This is a genomic window from Streptomyces sp. HUAS ZL42 (assembly GCF_040782645.1).
GTDB lineage: Bacteria > Actinomycetota > Actinomycetes > Streptomycetales > Streptomycetaceae > Streptomyces.
Map to the genome: position 1 here is coordinate 5,039,045 of NZ_CP160403.1, position 24,906 is coordinate 5,063,950.

Genomic DNA, 24,906 nt, shown 5'->3' on the forward strand with positions numbered 1-24,906 from the left:
GACGAAGGGCGCGATGGCGGACGAAACGGTCGTACAGGAACCCGGCGGCTTCAAGGGCTGGTGCTGCTGGGCACCCTGCTGGTCCTGCTCCTCCTCGGCGGCGCGGGACAGGCGTCGGCCCACGCGGCACTCCGCGACAGCGACCCCGCCGACGGAACCGTCCTCAAGTCGGCCCCCCGCGCCCTCACCCTCACCTTCACCGAGTCCGTAGGCCTGCTGGACGACTCCTTCCGCATCCTCGACCCGGACAACCGGCGGGTGAAGACGGGCGAGGCACAGCATCCGTCGGGCCGCTCGGACACCGCGCGGGTCACCCTGCCGGCCAAGCTCGGCACCGGCACCTATGTCGTGGCCTGGCGGGTGGTGTCGGCCGACAGCCACCCCGTCTCCGGCGCGTTCACCTTCTCGGTCGGCAAGCCCTCCCCGACCCCGGCGGCGGTGCCCACCGGCCCGGCCGAGGACCCGCTCACCGGCAGCCTCCACGACATCGCCCGCTACGTCGCCTACCTCGCCGCGGCCCTCCTCGTCGGCACCGCCGTGTTCGCCCTCGCCTGCCGCCCGCCCGACCCCGGCCCGCTCAAGAAGCCGCTGGTGGCGGGCTGGTGGGCACTGCTCGCCTCCACCGTCGTCCTGCTGCTGCTCCGCGCCCCGTACGAGACCGGGACCGGCCCGGCCACGGCCCTCGACCCGTCCGCGCTGAGCCGCACCCTGACCGGCCGCCCCGGTCTGGCGCTGCTGGCCCGGCTGCTGCTGTTGCTGCTCACGGCCCTGTTCCTGGTACGTCTGCGGCGGCGGGAGCGTCCCTCCCGGCCGGCCCTGGTCACCGGGGCCGCCCTGGCCGTCGGTCTGGCCCTGACCTGGGCGGCCGCCGAGCACGCGTCGGCCGGCATCCAGGTTCCCCTGGCGATGACGGCCTCCGTGCTGCACCTGCTGGCGATGGCGGTGTGGCTGGGCGGCCTTGCGGCACTGCTCACGACCCTCCACCGCGGCACGCTTCCGGCGCCCGTGATCACCCGCTACTCCCGGCTGGCCTTCGCCTCCGTGACCGTCCTGGTCGTCACCGGGGTCTACCAGTCGTGGCGCGGGCTCGGCTCCCTCGTCGCGCTGACCGGCACGTCGTACGGCCGCCTCCTGCTCGCCAAGCTGGCCGCGGTGACGCTGCTGCTGGCGGTGGCGGCTTGCTCGCGGCGCTGGACGGCGCGGGCGGCGACGGCCGAGACGGAGTCGGTGGTACGGGAGAAGGTGCCGGAGACGGTGGGCGCGGCGCGGGGGTCCGCGAGTGAGGGGTTGCCGGCGCCGGCGAGTCAGGAGGCGCCGGAGAAGCCGGGGTCGCCCGGTGCCGATCCCGGCACCGCCTCCGACGCGCACCGTCGTGCCCTGCGCCGCTCCGTGCTGGTCGAAGTGGCCGTCTCCTTCGTGGTGTTGCTGATCACGACGGTGCTCTCCAGCACCCTCCCGGGCCGTGCGGAGGCCGAGGCGCAGGCGGCGGCCCCGGCCGCCGGACTCCCGGCCACCTCCGTCACCACCGTCCCGTTCGACGTGGGCACGCCGAGCGGGCGCGGCAAGGTGCAGGTCACCCTGGACTCCGGCCGGGTCGGCGACAGCACTGTCGAGGCCGTGGTCTTCGGCCCCGACGACGGCATCACCACCGTCCCCGAACTGCGTATCTCCTTCACGCTCCCCAGCCAGAAGCTCGGCCCGATCGACGCCGAGGTGACCGACCGGGGCGGTTACTGGGCCGGCGACGACCTCACCCTGCCGATCGCCGGAACCTGGGAGATGAAGGTGACGGTCAGGACGTCGGACGTGGACCAGGTGAGCGTGACGCGTCCGGTGCGGATCACCCGCTGAGCGGCATCGCGTACGGCGGCGCCGTCAGGACTCCCAGACGGTGAGCCGCTGCAGGGCGGCGGCGGTCCGTACGAATCCCTGATCTCCGAGCAGGGTGCGCAACTCGGCGTTGAGACGGTCGATCTCGGGCCGGGCGGCCACGAGCGCGGCCTCGCCGTCGCCGGTCAGCTCCAGCACCACCGCCCGGTGCTCGTGCGGATGCGCCCGCCGGGTGACGAGACCGGCCTTGGTCAGCCGTGCGACCAGCCCGGTGACGGCGGACTCGCCCAGCCCCAGCACCCGGGCGAGCTCCTGCTGTGTGATGCCCGGCTGGTCGTGCACGGCGAACAGCGCGCCGAGCTGCGCCGCGGTGACCCCGGCGGCGGTCAGGAAGCGGCGGTCCGCGGACATGCGGAGGCGGTGCGCGGCCTGCTGGAGGAGGAAGTACAGGCGCTGGTCGGGCTCGGGCTCGGGCTCGTGCTCGTGCTGGGGCATGGGGCGAATCTTGACAGGTGCGGCGGGTGCGAGGGATGGTCGGGGGAACTTCACTTCACTAGTGAAGTGAAAAGGTCGCGGAGAGATGAGGCAAGGCGTGAACGGCATTGCGGACCTGGCGGCCGCGCAGAAGATCCTGGAGGCCCAGCCCTTCAGCCGGCTGCTCGGCGCCCGACTGACGGCCTTCGGCGCGGGCGAGGTGACGCTGGAGCTGGATGCCCGCGACGACCTGCGTCAGCAGCACGGATTCCTGCACGGCGGTGTCCTCGCCTACGCGGCGGACAACGCGCTGAGCTTCGCGGCGGGTGCGGCGGTCGGCCCCCGGCTGCTCGCCGCCGGGCTCACCATCGAGTACCTGCGCCCGGCCGCCGGCACGCTCCTGAGGGCCCACGCCCGGGTCGTCCGCGCCGGTCGCAGCCGCGTGGTGTGCCGCTGCGACCTGTCGTCCGTCGGCGCCGACGGCGTGGAGACGCTGTGCGCCGTGGCCCAGGGGTCGATCGCCGTGCCCGAGGTGACTCCGGGCTCCTGACGGCCGGCACCGATCAGGCGGCGGGCTCCAGCTTGACGCAGCAGCGGCCGGGGGCGGGCGCGAGATGTGCCTCCAGCCCGTCCTCGCCCAGCCCGTGCAGCATCCCGCGCAGCAAGTGGAGGTTCATGCCGCACACCGTTCGGGTGTGCTCGCGGGCCAGTGCGTGGAAGGGGCAGTTGGCCAGTACGACGGCATCGCCTTCGTGCCGCGGCTCGAATCCGTACCGCCCCAGCACCTCGAAGACGCCCGCGTCATGCCCTGCACCGACCTGCGCGCCGAGTTCCTCGGCCTTTCGGTGCAGCACCTCCCGCACCGGCTCACCGGTCGCGTCGGACTCCTCCACGGCCTGGGCGAGCAGCCGTCCGGCCAGTTCGTAGCGCCGGTCGGGGAGACTGACCGCGATCTGCCGCGAGGAGCGCCGGTAGAGCTTGGCCGGTCGGCCCGCGCCCGGCCCGGTGCGGCCGCTGCGGCGCTCGTAGACCACGTCGAGCAGTGCCGCGTCGGCCAGTCGGTCCAGGTGGAACGCCGCCGTCTGCCGCGCCAGCCCCAGGGCGGCCGCCGCCTCGTCCCGGCTGACCGGGGCCGGCCGGCTCACCACATGGTCGTACAGCCTCCTGCGGGTCGGCTCGTCGAGGGCGGCGACGGCGGAGACGTCGGCGTCGGGTGCTTCCTTCGGGGCGTCCACGAGCACAAGTGTAAAACCCATGGCTCTTGACTAAAGAACAATCACGCGCTTCTATCGTTAATGAGAGTTGTCTATAGAAAGAAGGGCGCCATGTCGTCCGCAACCACCACCCCCACGCCCGGCACCGGCTCGCGGCGGGCGATTCTCGGCGACCCCGGCTACCAGGCGTTCGTGATCCTGCGCACCGGTTTCACGGTGGCGCCGATCCTGTTCGGGCTGGACAAGTTCGCCAACCTGCTCGTGGACTGGCCCGGCTACCTCGCGCCGTGGATCGACGACGTCGTGCCGGGCAGCGCCCAGGACGCCATGTACGCCGTGGGCGTGATCGAGATCGTGGCAGGGCTCGTCGTGGCCCTGGCACCCCGCTTCGGAGGCTGGCTGGTCGCCGCCTGGCTGGGCGGCATCATCGTCAACCTGCTGAGCATCCCGGACTACTACGACATCGCACTGCGCGACTTCGGCCTGCTTCTCGGCGCGGTCGCACTCGCGCGGCTCGCGGAGCGCTACCGCGGCAAGCGGCAGCGGTCGTGAGGACGCATTCCGGTCAGCCGAGGAGCCTGCGCTTCTGCTCCTCGAACTCGGCCTCCGTGAGCACGCCCTGTGCTTTGAGTTCGCCCAGCTGCTTGAGCTGGTCGAGCGTGCTGCCCATGTCGTCGGCCGGCGCTGCGGCCTGCTGAGGCTGCGCGTAGGAGTCGGGCCGGGGTTCCTGGTAGCCCTGCTGGGCGGCCCATCGTCCCTGCTGGCGGCGCGACACCCGGTTGGAGACCGCCGTCGCCGTTCCCGCGACGACGGCCGTGCGGGCGACTCCGCGAAGAAGACCTGGCATGGCGATCCCCTTTCCTGTGCGCACACCCCGCCCCTCCATTGCAGCATTTCCCGGATTTCGCTGCATCCGGGAAGGGGTGTGGCCAGGGCGAATTCCTGCCGATCTGCCGACTGCGGCTCCTCGTGGCAGGGTGGAAGTGTGTGCCTGCCGGGCATTCCGCCCGGCGGTGAGGCCTAGCACAGAGGAGCCCGAAATGGCCACGCATGGCACGAGAATGTCGCGTACCGCCGTCGGCGAGGGAATGGCCGTGTCCGGCTGGACGGTATTCGCCGCAATCATGATGATCTTCGGCGGCGTCATGGCGATATTCGAGGGAATAGCCGCCATCGCCGAGGACGACGTGTTCGTCGCGACCCGCAATTTCACTTTCGAGTGGAGTCTGACGGGGTGGGGCTGGATGCATCTCATCATCGGCATCGTGGTGGTGCTGGCGGGGTTCGCCCTGTTCACCGGAACGATGTGGGCCCGCGTCATCGGCATCACCATCGCCGGGCTGTCGATGATCGCCAACTTCGCGTGGCTGCCCTGGTACCCCTTCTGGGCCATCACGCTGATGGTCGTGGACGGCTTCGTCATCTGGGCGCTGGCCGCCCGAACCGGCCCCGGCGCCGAAACCGCAATGTAGCCCACGGAGCCAATCGGGTCGCGGGGCGGCACGTGATTGCGTGCCGCCGGGCCACAGGGATCGGCTGATGCTTTCTTGGTGGGGCGGATTTCCCCGGTAACGGGTTGCACCCATAGGGAGTCATCAGTGGAGACCAGCGGCACCGACGGCGGTCGGCCGATTGCCTATCCCCTCCTCAAAGGTCAGAAGGCGCTCGTCACGGGCGCGAATTCCGGCATCGGAAAGGCGACCGCGATCGCCCTCGGACGGGTGGGCGCCGACGTCGTGGTGAACTACGTCGCGGGACGCGACGCGGCGGAAGACGTGGTGCGCGAGATCGAGGAATTCGGCGTCCACGCGTACGCGCACGAGGCGGACGTCTCCGACGAGGACCAGGTCGTCGACATGGTCTCCCGCATGGTCAAGGAGTTCGGGACCATCGACGTCATGGTGGCGAACGCGGGCCTGCAGCGGGACGCGCCCATCACCGACATGACGACGGCGCAGTGGCACAAGGTGCTGGACGTCAACCTCACCGGCCAGTTCCTGTGCGCCCGCGAGGCGACCAAGGAGTTCCTGCGCCGGGGCGTCGTCCCCGAGGTGTCACAGTCGGCAGGGAAGATCATCTGCATGAGCTCGGTGCACCAGCTCATCCCCTGGGCAGGGCACGCCAACTACGCGGCGTCCAAGGGCGGTGTGCTGATGCTCATGACCACGCTCGCGCAGGAGCTCGCGCCGCACCGGATCCGGGTCAACGCGGTGGCCCCCGGCGCGATTCGCACGCCCATCAACCGCAGCGCGTGGGACACCCCCGAGGCCGAGGACGACCTGCTGCGGCTCATTCCCTACCGCCGTGTCGGCGACCCCGCCGACGTCGCGAAGGCCGTCGCCGTGCTGGCCTCGGACCTGCTCGACTACGTCGTGGGCACCACGCTGTACGTCGACGGCGGCATGACGCTGTTCCCCGGCTTCGCCACGGGCGGCTGAGCGGATCCGATCCGCCGCCCGTCCCGACGACCAGCGAGGCCCTGCGTGACGAACGCGATCGACGTCCTGGCGGCCACACCGCCCCAGCTCCTGCCCGCACGCGAACTGATGGCCTTCACCCTGGCCGCGCACATCCTGCTCGTGCCCTTCGGCGTCGCCCTGCCCGCCCTCACCCTGCTCATGCACTACCGCGGGCTGCGCAAGGGCGACGAGGTCGCGCTGCGCCTCGCGCGCCGCTGGTCGGCGGTGATGGCCGTGCAGTTCGCCATCGGCATCGTGACCGGAACCGTGCTGTCCTTCGAGTTCGGGCTGCTGTGGCCCGGCATGATGGGGCGCTGGGGAGACGTCTTCGGACTCGCCTTCGGCATCGAGGGGTGGGCCTTCTTCCTGGAGGCGATCCTCATCGCCATCTATCTGTACGGCTGGCGCACGCTCAGGCCGTGGCCGCACTTCTGGGCCGGCGTTCCGCTGTGCGCGTCCGCGCTGCTCGGGGCGTTCGGGATCATCGCCGCGAACTCGTGGATGAACACGCCCCGGGGCTTCACCTTCGACTCGTCCGGCGACGTGGCGGGCGTCGATGTCCGGCGGGCGATCTTCACCCCGATCTTCGGCCCCGAGTACTGGCACTTCCTCGGCGCCGCCTACATGACCGCCGCGTATGTCGTGGCCGGCGTGTACGCGGTCGGCTGGCTGCGCGGCCGCAGGGACCGCTACCACCGGCTCGGCTTCACCCTCCCCTTCACCGTGGCGGCCGTCCTCACCCCGGTGCAGTTCGTGCTCGGGGACTCCCTGGCCCGCGCCGTCTTCCACAAGCAGCCGGTGAAGTTCTCCGCCATGGAGATCGTCTGGAAGACCGGCACCCATATGCCGGAGTACCTGTTCGGGCGGCTGAACTCCGACGGGAGCATCTCCGGCGGCATCAAGATCCCCCAACTGGACTCGATCCTGGCCGGCTTCAGCCCCGACACCGAGGTGCCCGGACTCACGGCGGTCGCCGCGAGCGACCGTCCCACGACCACCCAGGCCACCATCGTCCACTGGGCGTTCGACATCATGGTGATCGTCGGGAGCCTGCTGATCCTGCTCGCGCTCTGGTACGGCTGGTGCCGGCTGCGCCGCGGCGGCCTGCCCAGGTCACCCTGGTTCTTCCGGTGCGCGGCCGTTTCCGGCGCCGCGTGTCTTCTCACCCTCGAATGCGGCTGGATCACCACGGAGGTGGGCCGCCAACCCTGGATCGTCTACGGGCACATGCGGGTCTCGGAGGCGGTCACCGGCACCCACGCCTACGGGCTGTGGACCATGTTCGGCATCGTGGTCGTCGTGTACACGTGCGCCTTCGCCGCGTTCCTGGCGGTCGTACGGAAGATGAGCGCCACGTGGCGGGAGGCGGACTCCGGCGCGGCCGCCGAAGCCGCCGTGGAGGGGCCGGAGAGCGAGATCCCCTACGGGCCGCGGGCGATGTCCGGCGCCGACGACGGCACCGGGCACGGAAGCGGGGGCCGCGCATGACCGTCGAGGACCTCATCGCCTGGGTTCTGCTGATCCTGGTGGCCGCCTATGCCTGCGCCGGGGGCACGGACTACGGTGCCGGGTTCTGGGATCTCATGGCCGGCGGCGCCGAGCGCGGCAGACGTCCCCGATGGCTGGTCGACCACGCCATGGCGCCGGTCTGGGAGGTCAACAACGTCTGGCTCATCTTCATCCTGGTCGTCATGTGGACGGGCTTCCCGATCCTGTTCGAGACGATCTTCTCGGCCATGTGGCTCCCGCTGGCCCTCGCGGCCGTGGGACTGGTCCTGCGCGGTGCGGGCTTCGCCCTGCGCAAACCCACCCGGCGGCTCGCCGGACGCAGGATCTACGGCGCGATGTTCGCCGTCTCCTCGCTCCTGACCCCGTTCTTCCTCGGCGCGGTGGTCGGAGGCCTGGCCACCGGCCGGGTGGCACCGGGGACGCCGGCGTCGGCCGAGGCGTGGTCCAACGGGACGTCCGTGATCGCGGGCCTGCTCACCGTCGCGGCGACCGCGTTCCTCGGCGCGGTGTTCCTCACCGCCGACGCCCTCCGGTTCGGGGAGACCGGCCTCGTCGGCTACTTCCGGCTGCGGGCCTGGGCCAGTCTCGGCGTCGTCGCCGTCCTCGCGCTCATCGGTCTCGGCGTGACGCACAACGACGCGCGGTACGTGTACGACGGTCTCACCAGCGGGACCGGGCTGGTACTGGTGCTCCTGGCAGCCGTCTGCGCACTGGCCACGGCGGGCCTGCTGCACCGCTCGGCCACCGGATGGGCACGGCTCACGGCGACCGCCTGCGTGGCCCTCGTCGTCTTCGCGTGGGGGCTGGCCCAGCGGCCGTATCTCATTCCCACCTCACTGACCGTCTCCGAGGCGGCGGGGTCCTCGACGACACTCCGCTGGCTCGCCCTGGTCACGCTGATCGCGGTGGTCCTGGTCGGCCCGGCCCTGTTCCTGCTCTACAGACTCGACACCCGCGGCGCCCTGCAGTCCCTCACCGACGCGGATCTGCGTGCGGCGCCGGCACGCGGATCAGGCCAGGACGACCCCCTCTGATCGTCGGTGCCGTCACTCAGGAAGCGGCCTCCGCTGCTTCCAGTGAAGCGAGGACGTCCTGCACGGACAGGCGGCCGGAGGCGACAAGCTGGCCTCCGCCGCGGCGCAGGGCGGCGGCGAACGGGGCGGCCCACACGTTCTCGTAGATCAGCAGGCCCGCGGAGTTGCCGGGCTTCACCGCGGCGGCGGCCTCCTCGAGGTCGTCCTGGCCCAGCAGGCCCGAGCGGGCGCCCTCGAAGACGGTGAGATCGAGTTTGCCGTCACCGGTGAGATCGGCGATCTCCAGGGCGGTCACCGTGCCGTCCTCCTCCTTCCTGATGAACATCAGGTCGAGGATCCGGATGATGCCGCGGTCCACCAGATCGACGAGCAGCGGGAAGCCCTCGCCCGTCATGCGGTTGCCGGGGAACTCCACCACCACGTAGTCGATGGGTCCCATCTCGTCGAATGGCTCGGTCACGGCGTCACCTCTGGTGCTCGTGGGCCCCTGAGTGCCATTGCATCACCGGACACCGGCCGTCGCACCCGGTGCGGGCGTCACCACGTCGGCCCCTCCCGCCTCGCGCATCGGCTTACGCCGGGATCTCCTCGAAGGCATGACAGGCAGCGACACGCCCCCATCGGACAGCGAACTGGACGAACTGCGGCACAGGGTGAGCGAGCTGGAGGCCGCCCGGCGCGAGCCGAAGCACCGGCTCCGGGCGCTGGGCTCGGTCGTGCTGATCGTCCTCGCGTCCTTGCTTGCACTTCTCGCCGTGGTCGCGGTCTGGGCGAACAGCATCATCCGGGACACCGACCGTTACGTCGCGACCGTGGGCCCGCTCGCCTCCAACCCCGACATCCAGCAGGCCGTCACGACCCGGGTCACCGACGCCGTGCTCAGGCAGATCGACGTGGACGGCCTGGTCGCGGAACTGAGCAAGGCGGCGGAGGAGAAGGGCGTGCCCCCGAGGGCGGCCGGCCTCATCGGCGATCTGAGCGGCCCCATCAACAGCGGTCTGAAGGAGCTGGTGAGCTCCACCGTGCGGCGGGTGGTCTCCAGCGACGCCTTCGAGACGGCCTGGACGAACGCCAACCGCCGGGCCCACAACGCGGTGGACAAGGCGCTGACGGGCACGTCCGGCGGTGTGGTGGTGCTGAAGAACAACCAGGTCGCCGTCGACCTCGGGCCGATCGTGGCCCAAGTGAAGGAGCGGCTGGTCGATCGGGGACTCAAGGTGGCCGCGAAGATCCCCGAGGTGCACACCAGTTTCGTCGTGATCGAGGGGAAGGACGTCGGCAAGATCAAGTCGTATCTGAGGGTGCTGCAGATCATCGGCAACTGGCTGCCGATCATCGCGGTGCTGATCGCCGCCGCGGGCGTGTTCGTGGCGTTCCATCGCAGGAGGGCGCTGATCGGGGCCGCGATCGGGATCTTCCTCGCCATGGTTCTGCTGGGCGTGGTCCTCACCGTCTTCCGCGCCGTCTATCTGGACCATCTGCCGCCGGGGGCGAACGCGGACGCCGCGGGCGCCATCTACGACTCGCTGGTGAAGTTCCTGCGCTCCAGTGTGCGGGCGGTCGGGGCGTTGGCCCTGGTCACCGGCCTCGGAGCCTTCTTCGTCGGCCCGTCCCGGGTCGCCGTGTTCACCCGTCGCTTCTGCAGCCGGAGTATCGGCTCCGGGCGGGACGTGGCGACCTCGGCGGGGTTGCGGCTGGGCCCTGTGGGCCGTTTCGTACACCGCTTCAAGCCGTGGATCGGGGCCGCGATCCTGGCGGTGGCCGCGGTCGTCCTGTTCACCTGGAGCTACCCGACCATGATGGTCGTGATCTGGACGGCGGTGATCGTGCTGGTCGCCTTCGCGATCCGCGAGTTCCTGGACACCGCGCCCGCGTGACCCCGGGTCGGCCCGGCGGTGCCCGGTGTGCCGCGCGCTCTGTGGAGCAGCAGTTGCAGCAGTGAGCCCCGTGCCGCGTCCCCGGCCGCCCGTCCCTTGGCCGCAGTGACACCGGGTTTCCGGCAAATCGGGACGATCCGTTCCGGCTGGCTCCGCGCGCGAGGATCCACGCCCTGCCGCATGGTGGGAGCGTGCCGACCTCCCACGAGCTCACCGAGACCGGCTTCCGGTCGCTGTACCGGCGGCTGCGGAGTACGGCCCCCGGCGCCATGTCGCCCCGGGGCGCCCTGGACACCCTCACGCCCGAGCGCGTACTGGCCGCCGTGCACGAGGTGCGGTCGGGCCGCAGCATCTCGCTGGCCGCCCCGGTGAACACGGTGGCCGGGCCCGACGACCCGCAGCCCGCCGAGCACCGGCTCACGGCACCACCCGGCGGTGTCCCGGCACCGGGCGGCGGGCTGGACTTCGCACGCGACCGCTTCGCCATGGACGTCCACGGCGACGCCGACACCCACCTCGACGCCCTGTGCCACGTCATCTACGACGGCACGCTGCACGGCGGCGTCTCGGCCGCCGACACCCTGTCCCCCGACGGCGCGAATGCCCTCTCCGTCGACCTGGCCCGGGACGGCATCGTGGGCCGCGGCGTGCTGCTGGACATCCCGGGACTGCACGGCCTGCCCTGGCTCGAGCCCGGAGCCCACGTCACCGCGGACGACCTCGCCGCAGCAGAGGCCCGGCAGGGCGTCCGGGCCGGCCCCGGCGACATCGTGCTCGTCAGGGTGGGACATCGGCGGCGCCGCGAGGAGCTCGGGCCGTGGGACGTGGCCCATGCCCGGGCCGGGCTGCATCCGGCCGCCCTGGAGTTCCTGGCCGAGCGGCAGGTGTCGGTGCTCGGCAGCGACGGCAACAACGACACCGCGCCCAGCGCGGTGCGGGACGTGGCCTTCCCCGTGCATGTGCTCGCCGTGCACGCCATGGGGCTGCACCTGCTGGACTGGCTGCGACTCGAGGAACTCGCGCCGGTCTGCGCCGACGAGGACCGCTGGTCGTTCCTGTGCGTGATCGCCCCGCTGCGACTGCCGTCCGCGACGGGCTCCCCGGTCAATCCGCTCGCCGTCCTGTGAGCGCGGTCTGCCGGACTCAGGACGTCATCCGGTGGATCCGGTAGATGCGGCCGAGCCGGACTCGGGCGGAGCCGGGGGCCGCCGTCGCATGGATCTCCATCGCCGGCAGACTGCCGGTGGCCAGGAGGCAGTAGCCGAACAGGACCACCCGGGAGGAGGCGTGGGACAGGTCGGCATGGTGGGGGTTCGTGGCGGCGGGCGCGGCGACGGTGGTGGCGCGGTCCACAGCGAGATCCTGCCGAGCCGCGCCGTCATCCTGCCGGAGGGTTTGTGCCGTGCCGCTGCGGGCGGGGTGGCGTGGTCTCCGGCATCGCGCGAGTGACGTGTGGCGGTCGCCTTGTCCGGCCGTGCTGTGCCCCCACGGGTCGCGGTTGGGTCGCGAGCCCGCCGTGATGTGGCCGGGGCGAGTGCCGCCGCCCGTGCTGCGTGGCCGTTGGGCCCCGCCTGGCTGTCACCCGACCGGCCCCCGTCGTGCCTGCGCCACGGGCCGCGAGGGCGCCGCGGCGGCACGCTGGCAGCATGCAGTCAGGCGCAGGAGACGGAAGCGAGCACCCGGCTCCGCCGCCCCGTCGGAAGCGGTGGCGCGGGCGGCTGCTCGGGCTGCGTGGCCGCGCCGAGTCACGGTTTCCGGTGATCACCCACCTCCTGACGCATCTGATCTCGGTGAACGTGCTCGACTCCGCGACCCGGCTCGCCGCCCAGGTGTTCCTCACGGCGGTACCGCTGCTCTTCGTGTTGGCGTCCGTCGCACCGCAGGCGCTGCGTGACCAGTTCGCCACCTCCCTGCGCGACGTCTTCGGACTGACCGGAAGCGCGAACGACCAGTGGCAGCAGCTCTTCCAGACGGACACCTCCGAACTGCGTCAGACCACCGGCGTCGTCGGCGGGCTGATGGTGCTGATCTCGGCCACCGCGTGCAGCCGGGCCATGCAGCGGCTCTGCGAGCGCGCGTGGCTCGTTCCGAAAGCGGGTGCGCGGATGGCCGCCTGGCGCTGGATCGCCTGGATCACCGCGTGGCTCGTCATGTTCGGGCTGCAGGGAGCCCTGCGGGACGGCCTCGGCCTCGGGCTGTGGCTCGGGCTGCCGCTCCTGCTGGTCACCCAGTCCGGCATTTGGTGGTGGACACAGCACCTGCTGCTGACCGGCCGCATGCCCTGGGCCCCGCTGCTGCCGGGTGCCCTCCTGACGGGAGTGGCCCTGAGCGTCCTCACGTCGCTCGCCGACCTCTACGTGCCCAGGGCTCTCAACAAGAGCCTCGAGAGGTACGGATCGCTGGGCGCGGTCTTCACCCTGCTGTCGTGGCTCATCGCGCTGTGCGTGGTCGTGACCCTGTGCCTCACCGCCGGCGCGGTCGTCGCACGTGAACCCGCGGTGGCGCGGCGCCTGGGCACACCCGAGTCGCCCCGAGCACCGTCCGGCGATACCTTGGCAAAAGGGGATTAGGCTACCAATTCGCCACATTCACCCGGCAGGACGGAGCGTGCTCCGAGAACGGCGGCCGGTATGCGCGACGCGCGGCACTACGACGTCATCATCATCGGCACCGGCGCGGGCGGCGGAACCCTTGCCCATCGGCTGGCGCCCAGTGGGAAACGCATCCTCATTCTCGAACGGGGCGACTATCTCCCCCGCGAACGGGACAACTGGGATTCCACGGCGGTCTTCGTCAAGGGAAAGTACCGAGCCCCGGAATTCTGGTACGACAAACACGGCAATCAGTTCCCCCCGGAGGTCAATTACTACGTGGGCGGGAACACCAAGTTCTACGGAGCCGCGCTGTTCCGGCTGCGCCCGGAGGACTTCGGCGAACTCCGCCACCACGACGGCGTCTCGCCCGCCTGGCCCCTGCGCTACGAGGACCTGGAGCCGTACTACACGCAGGCCGAGCACCTCTATCTGGTGCACGGCAGGCACGGCGAGGATCCCACCGAGGGGCCCACGAGCGCCCAGTACGCCTATGAGCCCGTCCAACACGAGCCGCGCATCCAGCAGTTGAGCGACGACCTGGAGAAGCAGGGGCTGCACCCGTTCCACCTCCCGATCGGCGTGAACCTCACCCAGGACGACCGGGGCCGGGCCACCCACGACAGCGTGTGCATCCGCTGCGACCGCGTCGACGGCTTCCCCTGCCTGTTGGGCGCGAAGTCGGACGCCCAGGTCATCTGCGTCGACCCCGCGCTGCGCCACGACAACGTCGAGCTGGTCACCGGCGCCGAGGTCCGGCGCCTCGTCACGGACCCGGCCGGCCGCAGCGTCACCTCGGTCGTCGCGGCCCTGCGGGACGGTTCGACGGCGGAGTTCGGCGCGGACATCGTGGTCGTCGCCTGCGGCGCGGTCAACTCCGCCGTCCTGCTGCTGCGTTCGGCGGGCGACCGGCATCCGAACGGCCTGGCCAACAGCTCGGGCGTGGTGGGCCGTCACTACATGCGGCACAACAACCTGGCGCTGATGGCCGTGTCCAGGGAGCCGAACGACACCAGGTTCCAGAAGACGCTCGCCCTGCACGACTGGTACCTGGGATCCGACGACTGGGACTACCCACTCGGCGGCATCCAGATGCTCGGCAAGTCGGACTCCGACCAGATCCACGGGGAGGCGCCTCGCTGGGCCGGCGCCGTCTCCCCCGACATGCCCTTCGAGGTACTCGCCCACCACGCGGTCGACTTCTGGCTGTGCGGCGAGGATCTGCCCGCGCCGGACAACCGCGTCACCCTCGACCGGGACGGCGCCGTGCACCTGGCCCTGGACGAGAAGAACAACATCGCCGGGCTCAGGCGGCTGCGGCACAAGCTGCAGACGATGCTCGGCCACCTCGGGATGCACGAACACCATCTGCTTCCGCACAGCATCTACCTGCACAAGGGGATGCCCATCGGCGCCACGGCACACCAGGCGGGCACGGTCCGCTTCGGCAGCGACCCCGCGAGCTCCGCGCTCGACGTCAACTGCAAGGCCCACGACCTCGACAACCTCTACGTCGTCGACACGAGCTTCTTCCCGAGCATCGGGGCGGTCAATCCGTCGCTGACGGCCATCGCCAACGCGCTGCGCGTCGGCGACCACATCGCGGAGCGTCTGCAATGAACGAGCACCCGACCGGCCACGACATGCGGCACCGCACTCCGGACGAACGGGCCGCGTTCGGCAAGGCCGCCCGGTCCGCGGCCCCTCGGTCCGCGCACGGTGATTTCACACCCCCGCCGAAGCGCACCGATCCGGTGGACGTCATCGAGGCCCAGTCGGCGAAGCGGGTCCCGGAACTCGTACCGATCCGCTACGGCAGGATGAGCGAATCGCCGTTCCGCTTCTACCGCGGAGCCGCCGCCATCATGGCGGCGGACCTCGCCGACACTCCCCGCACCGGCATCAGGGCGCAGTTGTGCGGCGACGCGCACATGCTGAACTTCCGGCTGCTGGCCTCTCCGGAGCGCCGGCTGATGTTCGACATCAACGACTTCGACGAGACGCTGCCCGGTCCCTGGGAGTGGGACGTCAAGCGCCTGTCGGCCAGCCTGGTCATCGCCGGCCGGGCGAACGGCTTCAGCGCCAAGGAGCGGGCCACGGTGGTGCGGGCGACCGTGCGGTCGTACCGCGAGCGGATGCGTGAATTCGCGGCGATGGGCAACCTCGAGGTCTGGTACACCCGCTTTGAGGCCGACGAACTGGAGAAGCGGTTCCCCGTCGAGCTCGGGGCCAGGACCCGTGAGCGCTGGGCGCAGACCCGGGAGCGGGCCCGCGCGCACGACACGCTCCAGGTCTTCGACAAGCTCACTCACGTCGTCGGCGGAAGGCGCCTGATCGCCCCCGACCCGCCGCTCGTGGTGCGACTGGAGGACCTGCTTCCGCAGGCGCCGCGTGGCGCGCTGGAGAAGGAGATCAACCGGCTCATCGAGAACTACGGCCGGAGTCTGCCGTCCGACCGCCGGTTCCTCCTGCAGAGCTACCGCGTCGCCGACATCGCGCGCAAGGTCGTCGGGGTGGGCAGCGTGGGAACCCGCTGCTGGATCGTGCTGCTGCTCGGCCGGGACTCCGGGGACCCGCTGTTCCTGCAGGCCAAGGAGGCCGACGAGTCGGTGCTCGCGCCCTACGCCGGCGCCGGTACCTTCCCCACCCAGGGCGAGCGCGTCGTGGCCGGCCAGCGGCTGATGCAGGCCACCAGCGACATCTTCCTGGGCTGGGAACGAGCCACGGGCATCGACGGCCGGCGCCGCGACTTCTATGTGCGCCAACTGCGGGACTGGAAGGGCATCGCCGTCGCCGAGAACATGTCACCGAACCGGATGGGCCTGTTCGGGCAGCTGTGCGGCGCCACGCTGGCCCGCGCCCACGCCAGGTCCGGCGACCGGATCGCGATCGCCGCGTACCTCGGCAGCGGCGATGTCTTCGACCGCGCGCTGGCGACGTTCGCCGAGCTGTACGCGGACCAGAACGAGAAGGACCACCAGGCCCTCGTCCAGGCCGTCCGGGCGGGCCGGGTCCGCGCCGAAGCGGCCTGAAGGGAGACTGCCGTGCGCCGTTACCCGCCCATCGCGGACCACGGGCTGATCGGGGACCTGCAGACAGCGGCCCTGGTTTCCTCGGAAGGGGTCATCGACTGGTTCGCGGCACCGCGCTTCGACTCGCCCAGCATCTTCGCGTCCCTGCTGGACCACGACGGCGGTGGACACTTCCAGTTCGCGCCCACCTCCTCCGAGGTGACGCGCCGGCAGCTCTACTACCCCGACAGCGCCATCGTCGTGACCCGCTTCATGTCCCCTGACGGGGTCGGCGAGGTGATCGACCACATGCCGGTCATCGAGTCGCAGACACCGTCCGACCGGCACACGGTCGTGCGCATTGTGCGGACGGTGCGCGGCACCGTGCGCTTCGCCCTGGAGTGCCGCCCGCGCTTCGACTACGCCCGGGCCGAGCACCAACTCGACATGACCGACGGGACCGCCACCTTCCGGGCCCCTGGTACGACCGCGTATCTGCAGGCGACCTTCCCGCTGGAGTGGGACGGCCGGGACGTCCGGGGCTCGGTCACACTGCAGGCGGGTCAGCGGGCCGCCGCCGTGTTCACCGTGTGCGGCCGGGACGGTGAGGCACCGCAGCCGCCGACCGTCGAAACGATCGCCCCGGCGCTGCGGGACAACGTCGAGTTCTGGCAGCGCTGGGTGCGCACCTCGCGGTACCGCGGCCGCTGGCCGGACATGGTGAACCGCTCGGCCATCACCCTCAAACTGCTGACCTACGCGCCGACCGGTGCCCCGGTCGCCGCCGCGACGATGGGTCTGCCGGAGCAGGTCGGTGGCGAGCGCAACTGGGACTACCGGTACACATGGGTACGGGACGGCTCGCTTTCGGTCCGGGCGCTGCTCGACCTGGGATTCCTCGAGGAGGCCGCCCAGTTCGTCCGCTGGCTCGGAGACCGGCTGCGGGCCCGCGACGGACAGGGAGGGGAACCGCTGCAGATCATGTACCGGGTCGACGGTGATCCCCATCTGTCGGAGGAGGTCCTCGACCACTTCGAGGGCTACCGCGGTTCGGGTCCGGTGCGGGCCGGCAACGCCGCCGCCGACCAGCTGCAGCTCGACATCTACGGCGAGGTCCTCTACGCCATGTCCGAGGGCATCGAGGAGATCGGCCAGCAGGTGGGCTACCACGGTTGGAAGGGAATCACGCGGCTGCTGGACTGGCTCGCGGACCACTGGGACCGGCCGGACGAGGGCATCTGGGAGACCCGTGGCGGGCGGAAGGACTTCACCTTCAGCCGCGTGATGTGCTGGGCGGCCCTGGACAACTGCCTGAAAATGGCCCACGAGTTCAGACGGCCGGCCAACACGGAGCTCTGGACCCGGGCCCGCGACACGATCCTGGAGCAGGTCATGGAGCGCGGCTGGAGCGAGAAGGAGCAGGCGCTGGTCCAGCACTACGGCGGCGACGTACTGGACGCCTCACTCCTGATCGCACCCCGGGTGGGTTTCATCGCCCCGCGCAGCCCCGGCTGGCTGTCCACCCTCGACGCCATGGACCACCGGCTCGTCTCCGACAGCCTGGTCTACCGCTACGACCCCGCGGCCTCCCCCGACGGACTGCGCGGCTCGGAGGGCACGTTCAGCCTCTGCACCTTCCTGTACGTCGACGCCCTCGCGCGGGCCGGCCGGCTCCCGCAGGCGCGGTACACCTTCGAGAAGATGCAGACGTACGCCAACCACGTCGGGCTGTTCGCGGAGGAGATCGGACCCAGCGGCGAGCAGTTGGGCAACTTTCCGCAGGCCTTCACCCACCTGTCGCTCATCATGGCCGCGACGACTCTGGACGACGCGCTCGACCGGCTGGCGGCACGCTGAACGCGGGGATCCGGGGCCCCTGCGGCAACAGCTGCGTCACGACGAACGACACGACCGACGCCAGCACCACGACCGCGACCGTGTCCACGTTGCCCAGCAGCAGGACGACCAGCATCACGCTGCTGACCGGCAGTCGCAGAGCCGCGGTCACCGACGCCGCCATCCCGGCCGCCATGGCCGGCACCAGACCGAAGCCGGGCAGCGGCGCCAGCAGGACGCCGGCCGCTCCGCCCAGGAACAGCGCGGGGAAGACGGGACCGCCCCGCAGGCTGCCCAGACAGAGCGCGTAGGCGAGGGCCTTGAACACCAGAATCCCCACCAGGGCGCCCACCGACCAGGCATGCGGGTCCCTGGCCAGCTCCCCCAGGGTGGTCTGGCCGGACAGGGCGACCTCGGACGGCGAACGGCCGGTCGCGACTGTGTAGAGGGCGACGCAGCCGGCCACTCCGAGGGCGCAGAGCGTGGTGTTCCGTACCGTCCACGACGACACGAAGACGGCCGCGAACCGCCCGCCCACGAAGACCCCGTGGATCAGGAGGGCGATGGCCGGGGCCATCAGCAGCGCCCACAGGACGTCCCCCGCGTCGAGCAGCGGCGCCTTGGGCAGCCCGATGTCCAGACTGCCGGTCTGCAGACCGGTCCAGTGCCCGAACCCGGTGAACATCACGTCCCCGACCCCGCTGGACAGCAGGGCCGGCAGCATCACCGCGTAGAGCTGCGGCCCGCCCACTCCGGCCACCTCCATCAGGAGCACCGCGCCCACCAGCGGGTTCCCGAACAACGCGGAGATGGCCGCCGCGGAGCCGGCCGCACCGAGCAACGCCCTGCTCGCCTGCGTGTCCGGCGCCCGTACAAGGCTTCCGAAGAGCAGGGCGAGACTGCCGCCCAGGGCGATCAGGGGCGCCTCCGGGCCGAGCACGGCGCCGAGGGGCAGGCTGAAGAACGCGGCGATGACGACACCGGGCAGCGCGTTCCTCGTGATCCCGCCCGAGTGCAGGCCGCCCGCAGGGATGTGCCCGCCCCGCCCGGGCAGCCGGCCGACGACCAGGCCGACGGCCGCTCCGGCCACCAGCAGCAGGGGGAAACCCCACCACCAGGGGGCATGGTCCCAGCCCAGGTCCTCGGGCCAGTCCGTCCAGATCAGCTGCTCCAGTTCCTCCAGCGCGACGAGGAACCAGAACGCGATCAGCGACACGGGGATGCCGATCAGCCCGCAGAACACCAGCGCCCTGCGGTACTCGGGCCGGTTCAGCATGGTCCGCAGCTGATCGGCCTCCGGGGGCTGGCTCACCGGCGCGGCCGCGGCGCCCTCCGACTTCGTCCCGGTGATGGAGTCCTCCTGGGCTCGGCGACTCGGCACCCGATTCCCTCCCATAACGGGACGAGATTATCCGCCCGGCCGTGCGGGACCCGTCGCCACGCCGCCGACCGCGGTGCAGGAGACTGTGCTGCACACGCCGACTCGGGAAGGACCGACAACGTGATCATCCTCTTTGGCACCAAGGGGTACCTGTACCAGCTCGCGATACTGACGCTGGTGTGCGGCCGGTGCGGCAATCCCGCGGCGCACACGCTCAGGAAGCGCGTCACGAAGTTCACGCTGTTCTTCGTGCCGCTGTTCCCGATCTCGACGAAGTACCAGACGCAGTGCACCTTCTGCGGCGCGGAACAGCAGCTGACCAAGGAGCAGGCGGAGCAGCTGCAGGCACAGGGGGCGAGCGGCCACGGCGGTCACGTCCATGGGCAGCCGCAGCAGCAGCCGTACCAGCACTGAGCAGGGCCCTCAGGTCGCCGTCAGGCCGGTCTCAGCGGGTGGCTCCTCTGCGCAGGACCTTGTCGACACCGACCGCGACGATGACGAGGGTTCCGGTCGCGACGTCCTGATAGAGGCTGTCGATGCCCGCCTGGGTGAGGCCCGACCGGAGCACCGTGACGATGAGCGTTCCGATGAGGGTTCCCGCGACGCTGCCCCGGCCGCCGAAGAGGCTGGTCCCGCCGATGACCACGGCGGTGATGCTCTCCAGGTTCGCCGTCTGGTACGAGTTGGGGTCCGCGTTGGGGATGCGGCCGAGGGCCTGCCAGGCGGCGATGCCGTAGAGGAGACCTGCGGTGATGTAGACCCACAGGACCGTGCTCCGTACGTTGATGCCGGTCAGGCGCGCGGACTCGGGAGCGTTGCCGACGGCGTAGAGGTGCCGGCCCCAGGCCGTCTTGGTGAGCACGTACCAGAAGAACGCGTACAGCCCCACGAGCAGGAACGTCCCCCAGGTGACGAGAACCCCCCCGAGATGGACGCCGTTGCCCCAGAAGACGAGCAGTTCGTCCGTCACCGGAAAGCTGCGGGAGTCCGAGTAGAGCCTGCTCACCGCGTAGACGACGGTCAGTGCGCCCAGGGTCACGATGAAGGGGGGCAGACCCAGCCGGGCCACGAGCAGTCCGTTGACGAGCCCGAGGAAGGTCGCCACGGCCAGGCCGAGCAGCAGCGCTCCCGCGGGGCTCTCTCCCTCGAAGGCGAGTTTGGCCATGACGATCGTCCCCAGGACCGCGATGGCCCCGTTCGCCAGGTCGATGCCCGCGGTGAGGATGATCAGGGTCTGGCCCAGTGCCAGGGTGCCGATCACGATGGACTGCTGCAGCACCAGGGAGAGGTTTCGCGGGGTCAGGAACGTGTCCGTCGTGAGCGAGAAGACCAGTACGGCGAGGGCCAGGGCCGCGAGGGGGCCGACGGTCGGTGTGCGCAGGGCGTAGCGCAGCGCGTCCCGCAGCGCGGTGCCCGGTTCGCCGTCGGCGGCGGGACTGGTCGCGACCGGAGATCTCATGATCCGTTACTGATCCCTTCGCCCGATCGGCGCCGGAAGGTCACCCCCAGCAGCGCCGGAGTCCCCAGTCCGTGTTCTGGGACGCCAGTCCCCGCACCGGCTTGTCGGTGATGAGTTGCGTGCCCGTGTCCGTGAAGCCGGACGGTTTCTTCCCCTCCCTGACGAAGGCGGTGACCGCGGCCACACCCAGGTCGGCCATCCGGACCGGGAACTGCATGACGGTGGCCGCGTACTTGCCGGCTCTGACGTCGCGCACGCCCTCGCATCCGCCGTCGATGGTGCCGATGGTCACCTCCTGGGCGAGGCCGCGTTCGGTGAGGGCCGTGTAGGCGCCATTGGCGACCGGCTCGTTGATGGCGTAGAGCGAGTTCACGTCGGTCGTGCGCTGCAGCAGGTTCTCCGTCGCGGTCTGCGCCCGGTTGCGGTCCCCGTTGGTGATCGCCTGCCCGCGGATCACCGGTGAGTCGTCGTCGATCCCGAAGCCCTGGAGGAAGCCGTCGTGACGCTGCTGGCTGACCGTGGAGCCCTCCGTGCCGTCGAGCATGAACAGCTTGGGGTCGCGGCCTGCGAGCACGGCCCTGACGTAGGTGCCCTGGAGGCGTCCGGCCTTGAGGTTGTCGGTCGCGTACGTGGCGTCCGCGGCGTTCTCCGGGTCCGTCGCGGTGTCGAGCGCGATCACCAGGATGCCCTGCCGGCGGGCCTCCGCGATGGCGCCCAGGATCCCCGTCGTGTTCGACGGTGTGATCAGGATTCCCTGCACATCGCGGGCGATGAGGCTCTCCACCGCGGCGACCTGGCCCTCGTTGTCGCCGTCGAACTTGCCGGACAGGGCGATGAGCTCGGCGTCGTGCTTCTTCGCCGAGGCCTGGGCGGCCTTGCGCAGGGTCACGAAGAACGGGTTGGTCTCGGTCTTGGTCACCAGGCCGATCGTGACCTTCTGCTTCCCGTCGTCACCCGTGGAGTCCTGACTCCCGCCGCAGGCGGCGGCGCCGAGCAGCAGTGTGCCCGCCATGAGGAGTCGGACGGCGTGGTGGCGTGCCATCGATGACACCCTCCTCCGACCGGGTCCAGAGTCGTTCGAACCCCCTACGATCTACACCATGTGTCCAGATTGTTGATAAATACCGCGCCGTGCCACTTCAGTCTGCTCTTCCACGGTTCGGTGCGCCCTGCGTTGCGTCCATCCCGATCGGGACGAAAGATGGTGATCGGGAGAAGGTGAGGTTCGCGTGACTGGGCCGCCCCTGCTGGCGCTGCGCGGGATCTCCAAGCGGTTCGGCGCGGTTCAGGCCCTCAAGGACGTCGACCTTGAGGTCCACGAGGGTGAGGTCGTCGCCCTTCTGGGTGACAACGGCGCGGGCAAGTCCACCCTCATCAAGGTCATCGCGGGTGTCGATCCCGCGGACAAGGGCGTCATCGAGTGGGAGGGCCGGGTCGTCCAGATCAGGACCCCCCGGATCGCCCAGCGCCTGGGCATCGCGACCGTGTACCAGAACCTGGGGCTGTGCGACGACCTCGATGTCGCCGAGAACCTCTTCCTGGGGCGGGAGCGGCGGCGCGCCGGTCTGCGGGGCCGCCTGTTCCGGTTGATGGACAACGGCGGCATGCGCAGGGAGGCACGCGAACAGCTCGACGCGCTGGGCATCCGCGTCCCCGACGTGCGTGCTCCGGTGGCCGCGCTGTCCGCGGGCCAGCGGCAGACCGTCGCGATCTCCCGCGCGCTCCTGGGCCGCCCGAAGGCCGTCCTCCTGGACGAGCCCACCGCGGCGCTCGGCGCCCCCCACGCCAGCCACGTCCTCGACCTGGTCGACGAGCTCCGCGACCAGGGCATCGGGGTGATCCTCATCAGTCACAACCTGGGCGACGTCAAGGCTGTCGCGGACGAGGCGGCGGTGCTGCGGCTCGGCTGCAACAACGGCTTCTTCCATGTACCGACCACCCCGCAGGAGCGGATCTTCTCCGCCATCGTCGGCGTCACGAGCAACGTCTGACTCCCGGGCCATGGGATACGGAACCTCGTCGATGATCTAGAGCTGGTCCCGCCACCAGGGCGCGCCGAGGTCGTCGACCTGGATGACCTTCGCCCTCCTCAGAATCCTGTCGTCGAGGGGTGCCACGAGGGCGCGCAGCTCGCGCGCGCTCTTCTTGGGCAGGGCGTCCAACGCCGGAACGCCTCCGCCGTTTCCTCGAGCGGGAAGCGGGAGCGTTCGAGCCGGCGCAGATCGGCCATGCAGGATCCTGACAGGCCGTCGATGAACGGATACCGCCGCCGGCTCGCATTGCGGACAGGGAGTTCGCCCCGCAGGGCTGATGGGCGCCTACGCGGCATTACCCCTTCGGCAGTCGGGGGTTGCAGGCGGCCGGCGTACAGCAGATCTCAACGCCGCGCGGCAGCGCCGCTCACGTCCCCGACGGCCGCGGCTGCTCCGGCGGAACCGAGCTCTCGGCCACCGCCATCCACTGGTCCAGGTCGGCCTGGGTGAACTCTGCCCACGGTGGGATTTCGGGGAGCTGGCGAAGGAGGTCGTAGGCCTCGGGGATCTGGGGGCCGCGGAGAACCGGGCAGTGGCAGCCCGCGATGACCTCGGCGTTCAGGTGTTGGAAGCCGGTGACGACCGTCCCGAACTTCTGGGCGTCCAGCAGGGCGACCCAGGGGGAGACCAGGCTTCCGCCGAAGAACTGGCCGTCGCGGAATTCGTCCGGCGACAGCGCTCCCGTTTCGGGCATGGGGGTCGGCACGTTCGTGGCAAAGGTGTCGACGGCCCAGAGGACGTTGGTCTTCGGGTCGAAGAGGGCGCGGGTTGTGGGGTTGTCGTACAGGGGTGGTCGCTTGGCGACCAGGGTGCGGTCGCCCGCGTCGATCGTGTCGCCGTCGGTCATGAAGCGGCACCGGTTGATGGGAGTCTCCCACTCCTCGGCCATGCGGCCGATGGAGAACCATGTCGTCAGCAGGGTCGCGTTCGGGCATTCCGCGAGGACCGCCAGGAGGTTGCCGGCGTGGTCGCGGTCGTCGTGGGTGAGGAAGATCCACCGTACGTCCAGGGGATCCACGACGGACCAGGCCGCCTCCAGCCACTGGGAGCGCACTGCGGGCGCCCCGGTGTCCACGAGGACCGGTTCGGCTCCCCGGATCACCATCGAATTCATCGGGAAGTGGCCGACCGGCGGGGCCTCAAGGGCCCACGGGATGACGAACGTCTCCTCGGCGACCTTGTACGGCTGCAGAAGGTTGAAACTTTCCATGGTTGTCATCGCTGCTCTCCCAGGACGCAGTCGCCGCAGCCTCCATGAATCCAGTGCAGTCCCGTGCCGGGCTGTCGTCAAACGCAGAACGGGTGACGGCCGGCTTCGGTGAGCGACGAGGGGTGCGCGGTCGCCGCCGGCAGGTCTCGCCCCGGCCATCGGCTGAGCGCGACCGTCGGTTCTTCGCTCCGGGTACTCGACCGGGGCCGGTGCCGGCCGTGGGCGCCCGTGGGTGCCGTGCGGAACACCCCTAGGGCGAGCGTGGCCGGTACGAGGGTGAGCGCGGCACCCCGCAGAGGTGCGCCCGGCGTGATGAAGGCGTGCGCCACGAGGAGCGCCGCCCCGGCCGCCAGGAGCGGCAGCGCGGTCAGGGCGAAGCCCGTCATGCCGTACATCGCCCGCCAGTACGCGCCCCGCGGCGGGCGTTCCTCGGGCCGGTTGCGCTTGGCCTTGCCGAGCTTGACCGCGGGCGCCCCCACCCAGTGCTGACCGGTGGGAATCTGCCCGGTGACGGCCGAACCCGGCGCCACCTCGGCCACGGCTCCCGTGGTCATCGCTTTCCGTGGCTCGGAAGATCTGGGCCGCGATCTGGGGCGCCCCGGAGACAGCCCTCGTGGACAAAGACCAGGACAACGAGGCCCTGAGAAAACGTCGAAGGGCCCCACCGCAAGCGGTGGGGCCCTTCGACAACATGCCCGGTGAGGCACTGGCGGAGGATACGAGATTCGAACTCGTGAGGGGTTGCCCCCAACACGCTTTCCAAGCGTGCGCCCTAGGCCTCTAGGCGAATCCTCCGCCGGAAACATTACATGACCGAGAGGAGTGCTCGCGAACTCGTTCCCTGCCCCTGGCATCGGGTAACCTTGGCGCAGCCCCTCACGCGGCGCTATCTGACTGAACTCCCCCAGGGCCGGAAGGCAGCAAGGGTAGGTTGGCTCTGGCGGGTGCGTGGGGGGCGTTCGCGTTGTCGGGGGTCTTGTGCGCGGGA

26 protein-coding genes, 1 tRNA gene and 1 other RNA gene are annotated in these 24,906 nt (G+C 70.7%); 16 read left to right on the forward strand and 12 right to left on the reverse strand.

Going from position 1 to position 24,906, the window contains the following annotated elements:
• Positions 1–60: 60 nt before the first annotated feature.
• Positions 61–1,851 (forward strand): copper resistance CopC/CopD family protein, encoded by a 1,791-nt coding sequence (locus ABZO29_RS23175; protein WP_367326206.1) that lies wholly within the window; start codon positions 61–63, stop codon positions 1,849–1,851.
• 24 nt (positions 1,852–1,875) lie between these two features.
• On the opposite strand, the gene ABZO29_RS23180 is transcribed toward ABZO29_RS23175, so the two are convergent.
• The gene (locus ABZO29_RS23180) at positions 1,876–2,325 is read right to left on the reverse strand and encodes a MarR family winged helix-turn-helix transcriptional regulator (protein ID WP_367322102.1); all 450 of its coding nucleotides are present in this window, start codon (positions 2,323–2,325) and stop codon (positions 1,876–1,878) included.
• A gap of 97 nt (positions 2,326–2,422) precedes the next feature.
• Between ABZO29_RS23180 and ABZO29_RS23185 the strand changes: the two genes are divergently transcribed.
• On the forward strand, positions 2,423–2,854 hold the full coding sequence (locus tag ABZO29_RS23185) for a PaaI family thioesterase (protein WP_367322103.1): 432 nt from the start codon (positions 2,423–2,425) through the stop codon (positions 2,852–2,854).
• Positions 2,855–2,867: 13 nt separating this feature from the next.
• On the opposite strand, the gene ABZO29_RS23190 is transcribed toward ABZO29_RS23185, so the two are convergent.
• Positions 2,868–3,545, reverse strand: a complete 678-nt coding sequence (locus tag ABZO29_RS23190) for a helix-turn-helix transcriptional regulator (RefSeq protein ID WP_367326207.1) — start codon at positions 3,543–3,545, stop codon at positions 2,868–2,870.
• Between the two features lie 84 nt (positions 3,546–3,629).
• Here ABZO29_RS23190 and ABZO29_RS23195 point away from each other — a divergent pair, with 84 nt between their 5' ends.
• The gene (locus ABZO29_RS23195) at positions 3,630–4,070 is read left to right on the forward strand and encodes a hypothetical protein (protein WP_367322104.1); all 441 of its coding nucleotides are present in this window, start codon (positions 3,630–3,632) and stop codon (positions 4,068–4,070) included.
• Positions 4,071–4,083: 13 nt separating this feature from the next.
• Here ABZO29_RS23195 and ABZO29_RS23200 read toward each other — a convergent pair whose 3' ends face one another.
• Positions 4,084–4,365: an SHOCT domain-containing protein gene (locus tag ABZO29_RS23200; RefSeq protein ID WP_367322105.1), complete on the reverse strand. Its 282-nt coding sequence runs from the start codon at positions 4,363–4,365 to the stop codon at positions 4,084–4,086.
• A 193-nt stretch (positions 4,366–4,558) separates the two neighbouring features.
• Between ABZO29_RS23200 and ABZO29_RS23205 the strand changes: the two genes are divergently transcribed.
• The 4 genes from ABZO29_RS23205 (at position 4,559) to ABZO29_RS23220 (ending at position 8,520) form a co-directional block, all read left to right on the forward strand.
• Positions 4,559–4,990 (forward strand): hypothetical protein, encoded by a 432-nt coding sequence (locus tag ABZO29_RS23205; protein WP_367322106.1) that lies wholly within the window; start codon positions 4,559–4,561, stop codon positions 4,988–4,990.
• Between the two features lie 126 nt (positions 4,991–5,116).
• The gene (locus ABZO29_RS23210; RefSeq protein WP_367322107.1) at positions 5,117–5,956 is read left to right on the forward strand and encodes an SDR family oxidoreductase; all 840 of its coding nucleotides are present in this window, start codon (positions 5,117–5,119) and stop codon (positions 5,954–5,956) included.
• A 45-nt stretch (positions 5,957–6,001) separates the two neighbouring features.
• The gene (locus ABZO29_RS23215) at positions 6,002–7,465 is read left to right on the forward strand and encodes a cytochrome ubiquinol oxidase subunit I (RefSeq protein ID WP_367322108.1); all 1,464 of its coding nucleotides are present in this window, start codon (positions 6,002–6,004) and stop codon (positions 7,463–7,465) included.
• A complete protein-coding gene (locus ABZO29_RS23220) occupies positions 7,462–8,520 on the forward strand; it encodes a cytochrome d ubiquinol oxidase subunit II (RefSeq protein WP_367322109.1) in 1,059 nt (352 codons plus the stop codon). The genes ABZO29_RS23215 and ABZO29_RS23220 overlap by 4 nt, the downstream gene beginning before the upstream one ends.
• A 16-nt stretch (positions 8,521–8,536) precedes the next feature.
• Here the strand turns inward: ABZO29_RS23220 and ABZO29_RS23225 are convergent, their stop codons facing one another.
• On the reverse strand, positions 8,537–8,959 hold the full coding sequence (locus ABZO29_RS23225) for a DUF6325 family protein (protein ID WP_367326208.1): 423 nt from the start codon (positions 8,957–8,959) through the stop codon (positions 8,537–8,539).
• A gap of 157 nt (positions 8,960–9,116) precedes the next feature.
• Between ABZO29_RS23225 and ABZO29_RS23230 the strand changes: the two genes are divergently transcribed.
• Both ABZO29_RS23230 and ABZO29_RS23235 read left to right on the forward strand, forming a co-directional pair.
• Complete coding sequence (locus tag ABZO29_RS23230) at positions 9,117–10,397, forward strand: hypothetical protein (protein WP_367322110.1); 1,281 nt, start codon at positions 9,117–9,119, stop codon at positions 10,395–10,397.
• Positions 10,398–10,588: 191 nt separating this feature from the next.
• Positions 10,589–11,524 carry a cyclase family protein gene (locus ABZO29_RS23235; RefSeq protein WP_367322111.1) on the forward strand — a complete coding sequence of 312 codons (936 nt, stop codon included), beginning with the start codon at positions 10,589–10,591 and terminating at the stop codon, positions 11,522–11,524.
• 16 nt (positions 11,525–11,540) lie between these two features.
• Here the strand turns inward: ABZO29_RS23235 and ABZO29_RS23240 are convergent, their stop codons facing one another.
• Positions 11,541–11,750, reverse strand: a complete 210-nt coding sequence (locus tag ABZO29_RS23240; RefSeq protein ID WP_367322112.1) for a hypothetical protein — start codon at positions 11,748–11,750, stop codon at positions 11,541–11,543.
• A gap of 293 nt (positions 11,751–12,043) precedes the next feature.
• Between ABZO29_RS23240 and ABZO29_RS23245 the strand changes: the two genes are divergently transcribed.
• The 4 genes from ABZO29_RS23245 to ABZO29_RS23260 are packed head-to-tail and all read left to right on the forward strand — an operon-like array spanning position 12,044 to position 17,856.
• Positions 12,044–12,967 (forward strand): YhjD/YihY/BrkB family envelope integrity protein, encoded by a 924-nt coding sequence (locus tag ABZO29_RS23245; protein WP_367322113.1) that lies wholly within the window; start codon positions 12,044–12,046, stop codon positions 12,965–12,967.
• 60 nt (positions 12,968–13,027) lie between these two features.
• On the forward strand, positions 13,028–14,608 hold the full coding sequence (locus tag ABZO29_RS23250) for a GMC oxidoreductase (RefSeq protein ID WP_367322114.1): 1,581 nt from the start codon (positions 13,028–13,030) through the stop codon (positions 14,606–14,608).
• Positions 14,605–16,020, forward strand: a complete 1,416-nt coding sequence (locus tag ABZO29_RS23255) for a DUF2252 domain-containing protein (RefSeq protein ID WP_367322115.1) — start codon at positions 14,605–14,607, stop codon at positions 16,018–16,020. The genes ABZO29_RS23250 and ABZO29_RS23255 overlap by 4 nt, the downstream gene beginning before the upstream one ends.
• 12 nt (positions 16,021–16,032) lie before the next feature.
• Positions 16,033–17,856, forward strand: a complete 1,824-nt coding sequence (locus tag ABZO29_RS23260) for a glycoside hydrolase family 15 protein (protein ID WP_367322116.1) — start codon at positions 16,033–16,035, stop codon at positions 17,854–17,856.
• Here ABZO29_RS23260 and ABZO29_RS23265 read toward each other — a convergent pair.
• On the reverse strand, positions 17,804–19,111 hold the full coding sequence (locus tag ABZO29_RS23265; protein ID WP_367326209.1) for a chloride channel protein: 1,308 nt from the start codon (positions 19,109–19,111) through the stop codon (positions 17,804–17,806). The two genes, ABZO29_RS23260 and ABZO29_RS23265, sit on opposite strands and share 53 nt — an antisense overlap.
• A 228-nt stretch (positions 19,112–19,339) precedes the next feature.
• Here ABZO29_RS23265 and ABZO29_RS23270 point away from each other — a divergent pair, with 228 nt between their 5' ends.
• Positions 19,340–19,630, forward strand: coding sequence for a zinc-ribbon domain-containing protein (locus tag ABZO29_RS23270; RefSeq protein ID WP_367326210.1), 291 nt, complete (start codon positions 19,340–19,342; stop codon positions 19,628–19,630).
• 31 nt (positions 19,631–19,661) lie between these two features.
• Here the strand turns inward: ABZO29_RS23270 and ABZO29_RS23275 are convergent, their stop codons facing one another.
• Positions 19,662–20,675, reverse strand: coding sequence for an ABC transporter permease (locus tag ABZO29_RS23275; RefSeq protein WP_367322117.1), 1,014 nt, complete (start codon positions 20,673–20,675; stop codon positions 19,662–19,664).
• Between the two features lie 40 nt (positions 20,676–20,715).
• Positions 20,716–21,717 (reverse strand): substrate-binding domain-containing protein, encoded by a 1,002-nt coding sequence (locus tag ABZO29_RS23280; RefSeq protein ID WP_367322118.1) that lies wholly within the window; start codon positions 21,715–21,717, stop codon positions 20,716–20,718.
• Between the two features lie 187 nt (positions 21,718–21,904).
• On the opposite strand from ABZO29_RS23280, the gene ABZO29_RS23285 reads away from it, so the two are divergent.
• Positions 21,905–22,666 (forward strand): ATP-binding cassette domain-containing protein, encoded by a 762-nt coding sequence (locus ABZO29_RS23285; RefSeq protein ID WP_367322119.1) that lies wholly within the window; start codon positions 21,905–21,907, stop codon positions 22,664–22,666.
• A 36-nt stretch (positions 22,667–22,702) separates the two neighbouring features.
• On the opposite strand, the gene ABZO29_RS23290 is transcribed toward ABZO29_RS23285, so the two are convergent.
• The 4 genes from ABZO29_RS23290 to ABZO29_RS23305 form a co-directional block, all read right to left on the reverse strand.
• The gene (locus tag ABZO29_RS23290) at positions 22,703–22,837 is read right to left on the reverse strand and encodes a hypothetical protein (RefSeq protein ID WP_367322120.1); all 135 of its coding nucleotides are present in this window, start codon (positions 22,835–22,837) and stop codon (positions 22,703–22,705) included.
• A gap of 238 nt (positions 22,838–23,075) precedes the next feature.
• Positions 23,076–23,927 carry an MBL fold metallo-hydrolase gene (locus ABZO29_RS23295; RefSeq protein WP_367322121.1) on the reverse strand — a complete coding sequence of 284 codons (852 nt, stop codon included), beginning with the start codon at positions 23,925–23,927 and terminating at the stop codon, positions 23,076–23,078.
• Positions 23,928–23,995: 68 nt separating this feature from the next.
• Positions 23,996–24,472, reverse strand: coding sequence for a hypothetical protein (locus ABZO29_RS23300; RefSeq protein ID WP_367322122.1), 477 nt, complete (start codon positions 24,470–24,472; stop codon positions 23,996–23,998).
• A gap of 153 nt (positions 24,473–24,625) precedes the next feature.
• Positions 24,626–24,713: transfer RNA gene (locus ABZO29_RS23305), tRNA-Ser, on the reverse strand.
• A 72-nt stretch (positions 24,714–24,785) separates the two neighbouring features.
• On the opposite strand from ABZO29_RS23305, the gene ffs reads away from it, so the two are divergent.
• An RNA gene (gene ffs / locus ABZO29_RS23310) (signal recognition particle sRNA small type) lies at positions 24,786–24,884 on the forward strand.
• Positions 24,885–24,906 lie beyond the last annotated feature (22 nt).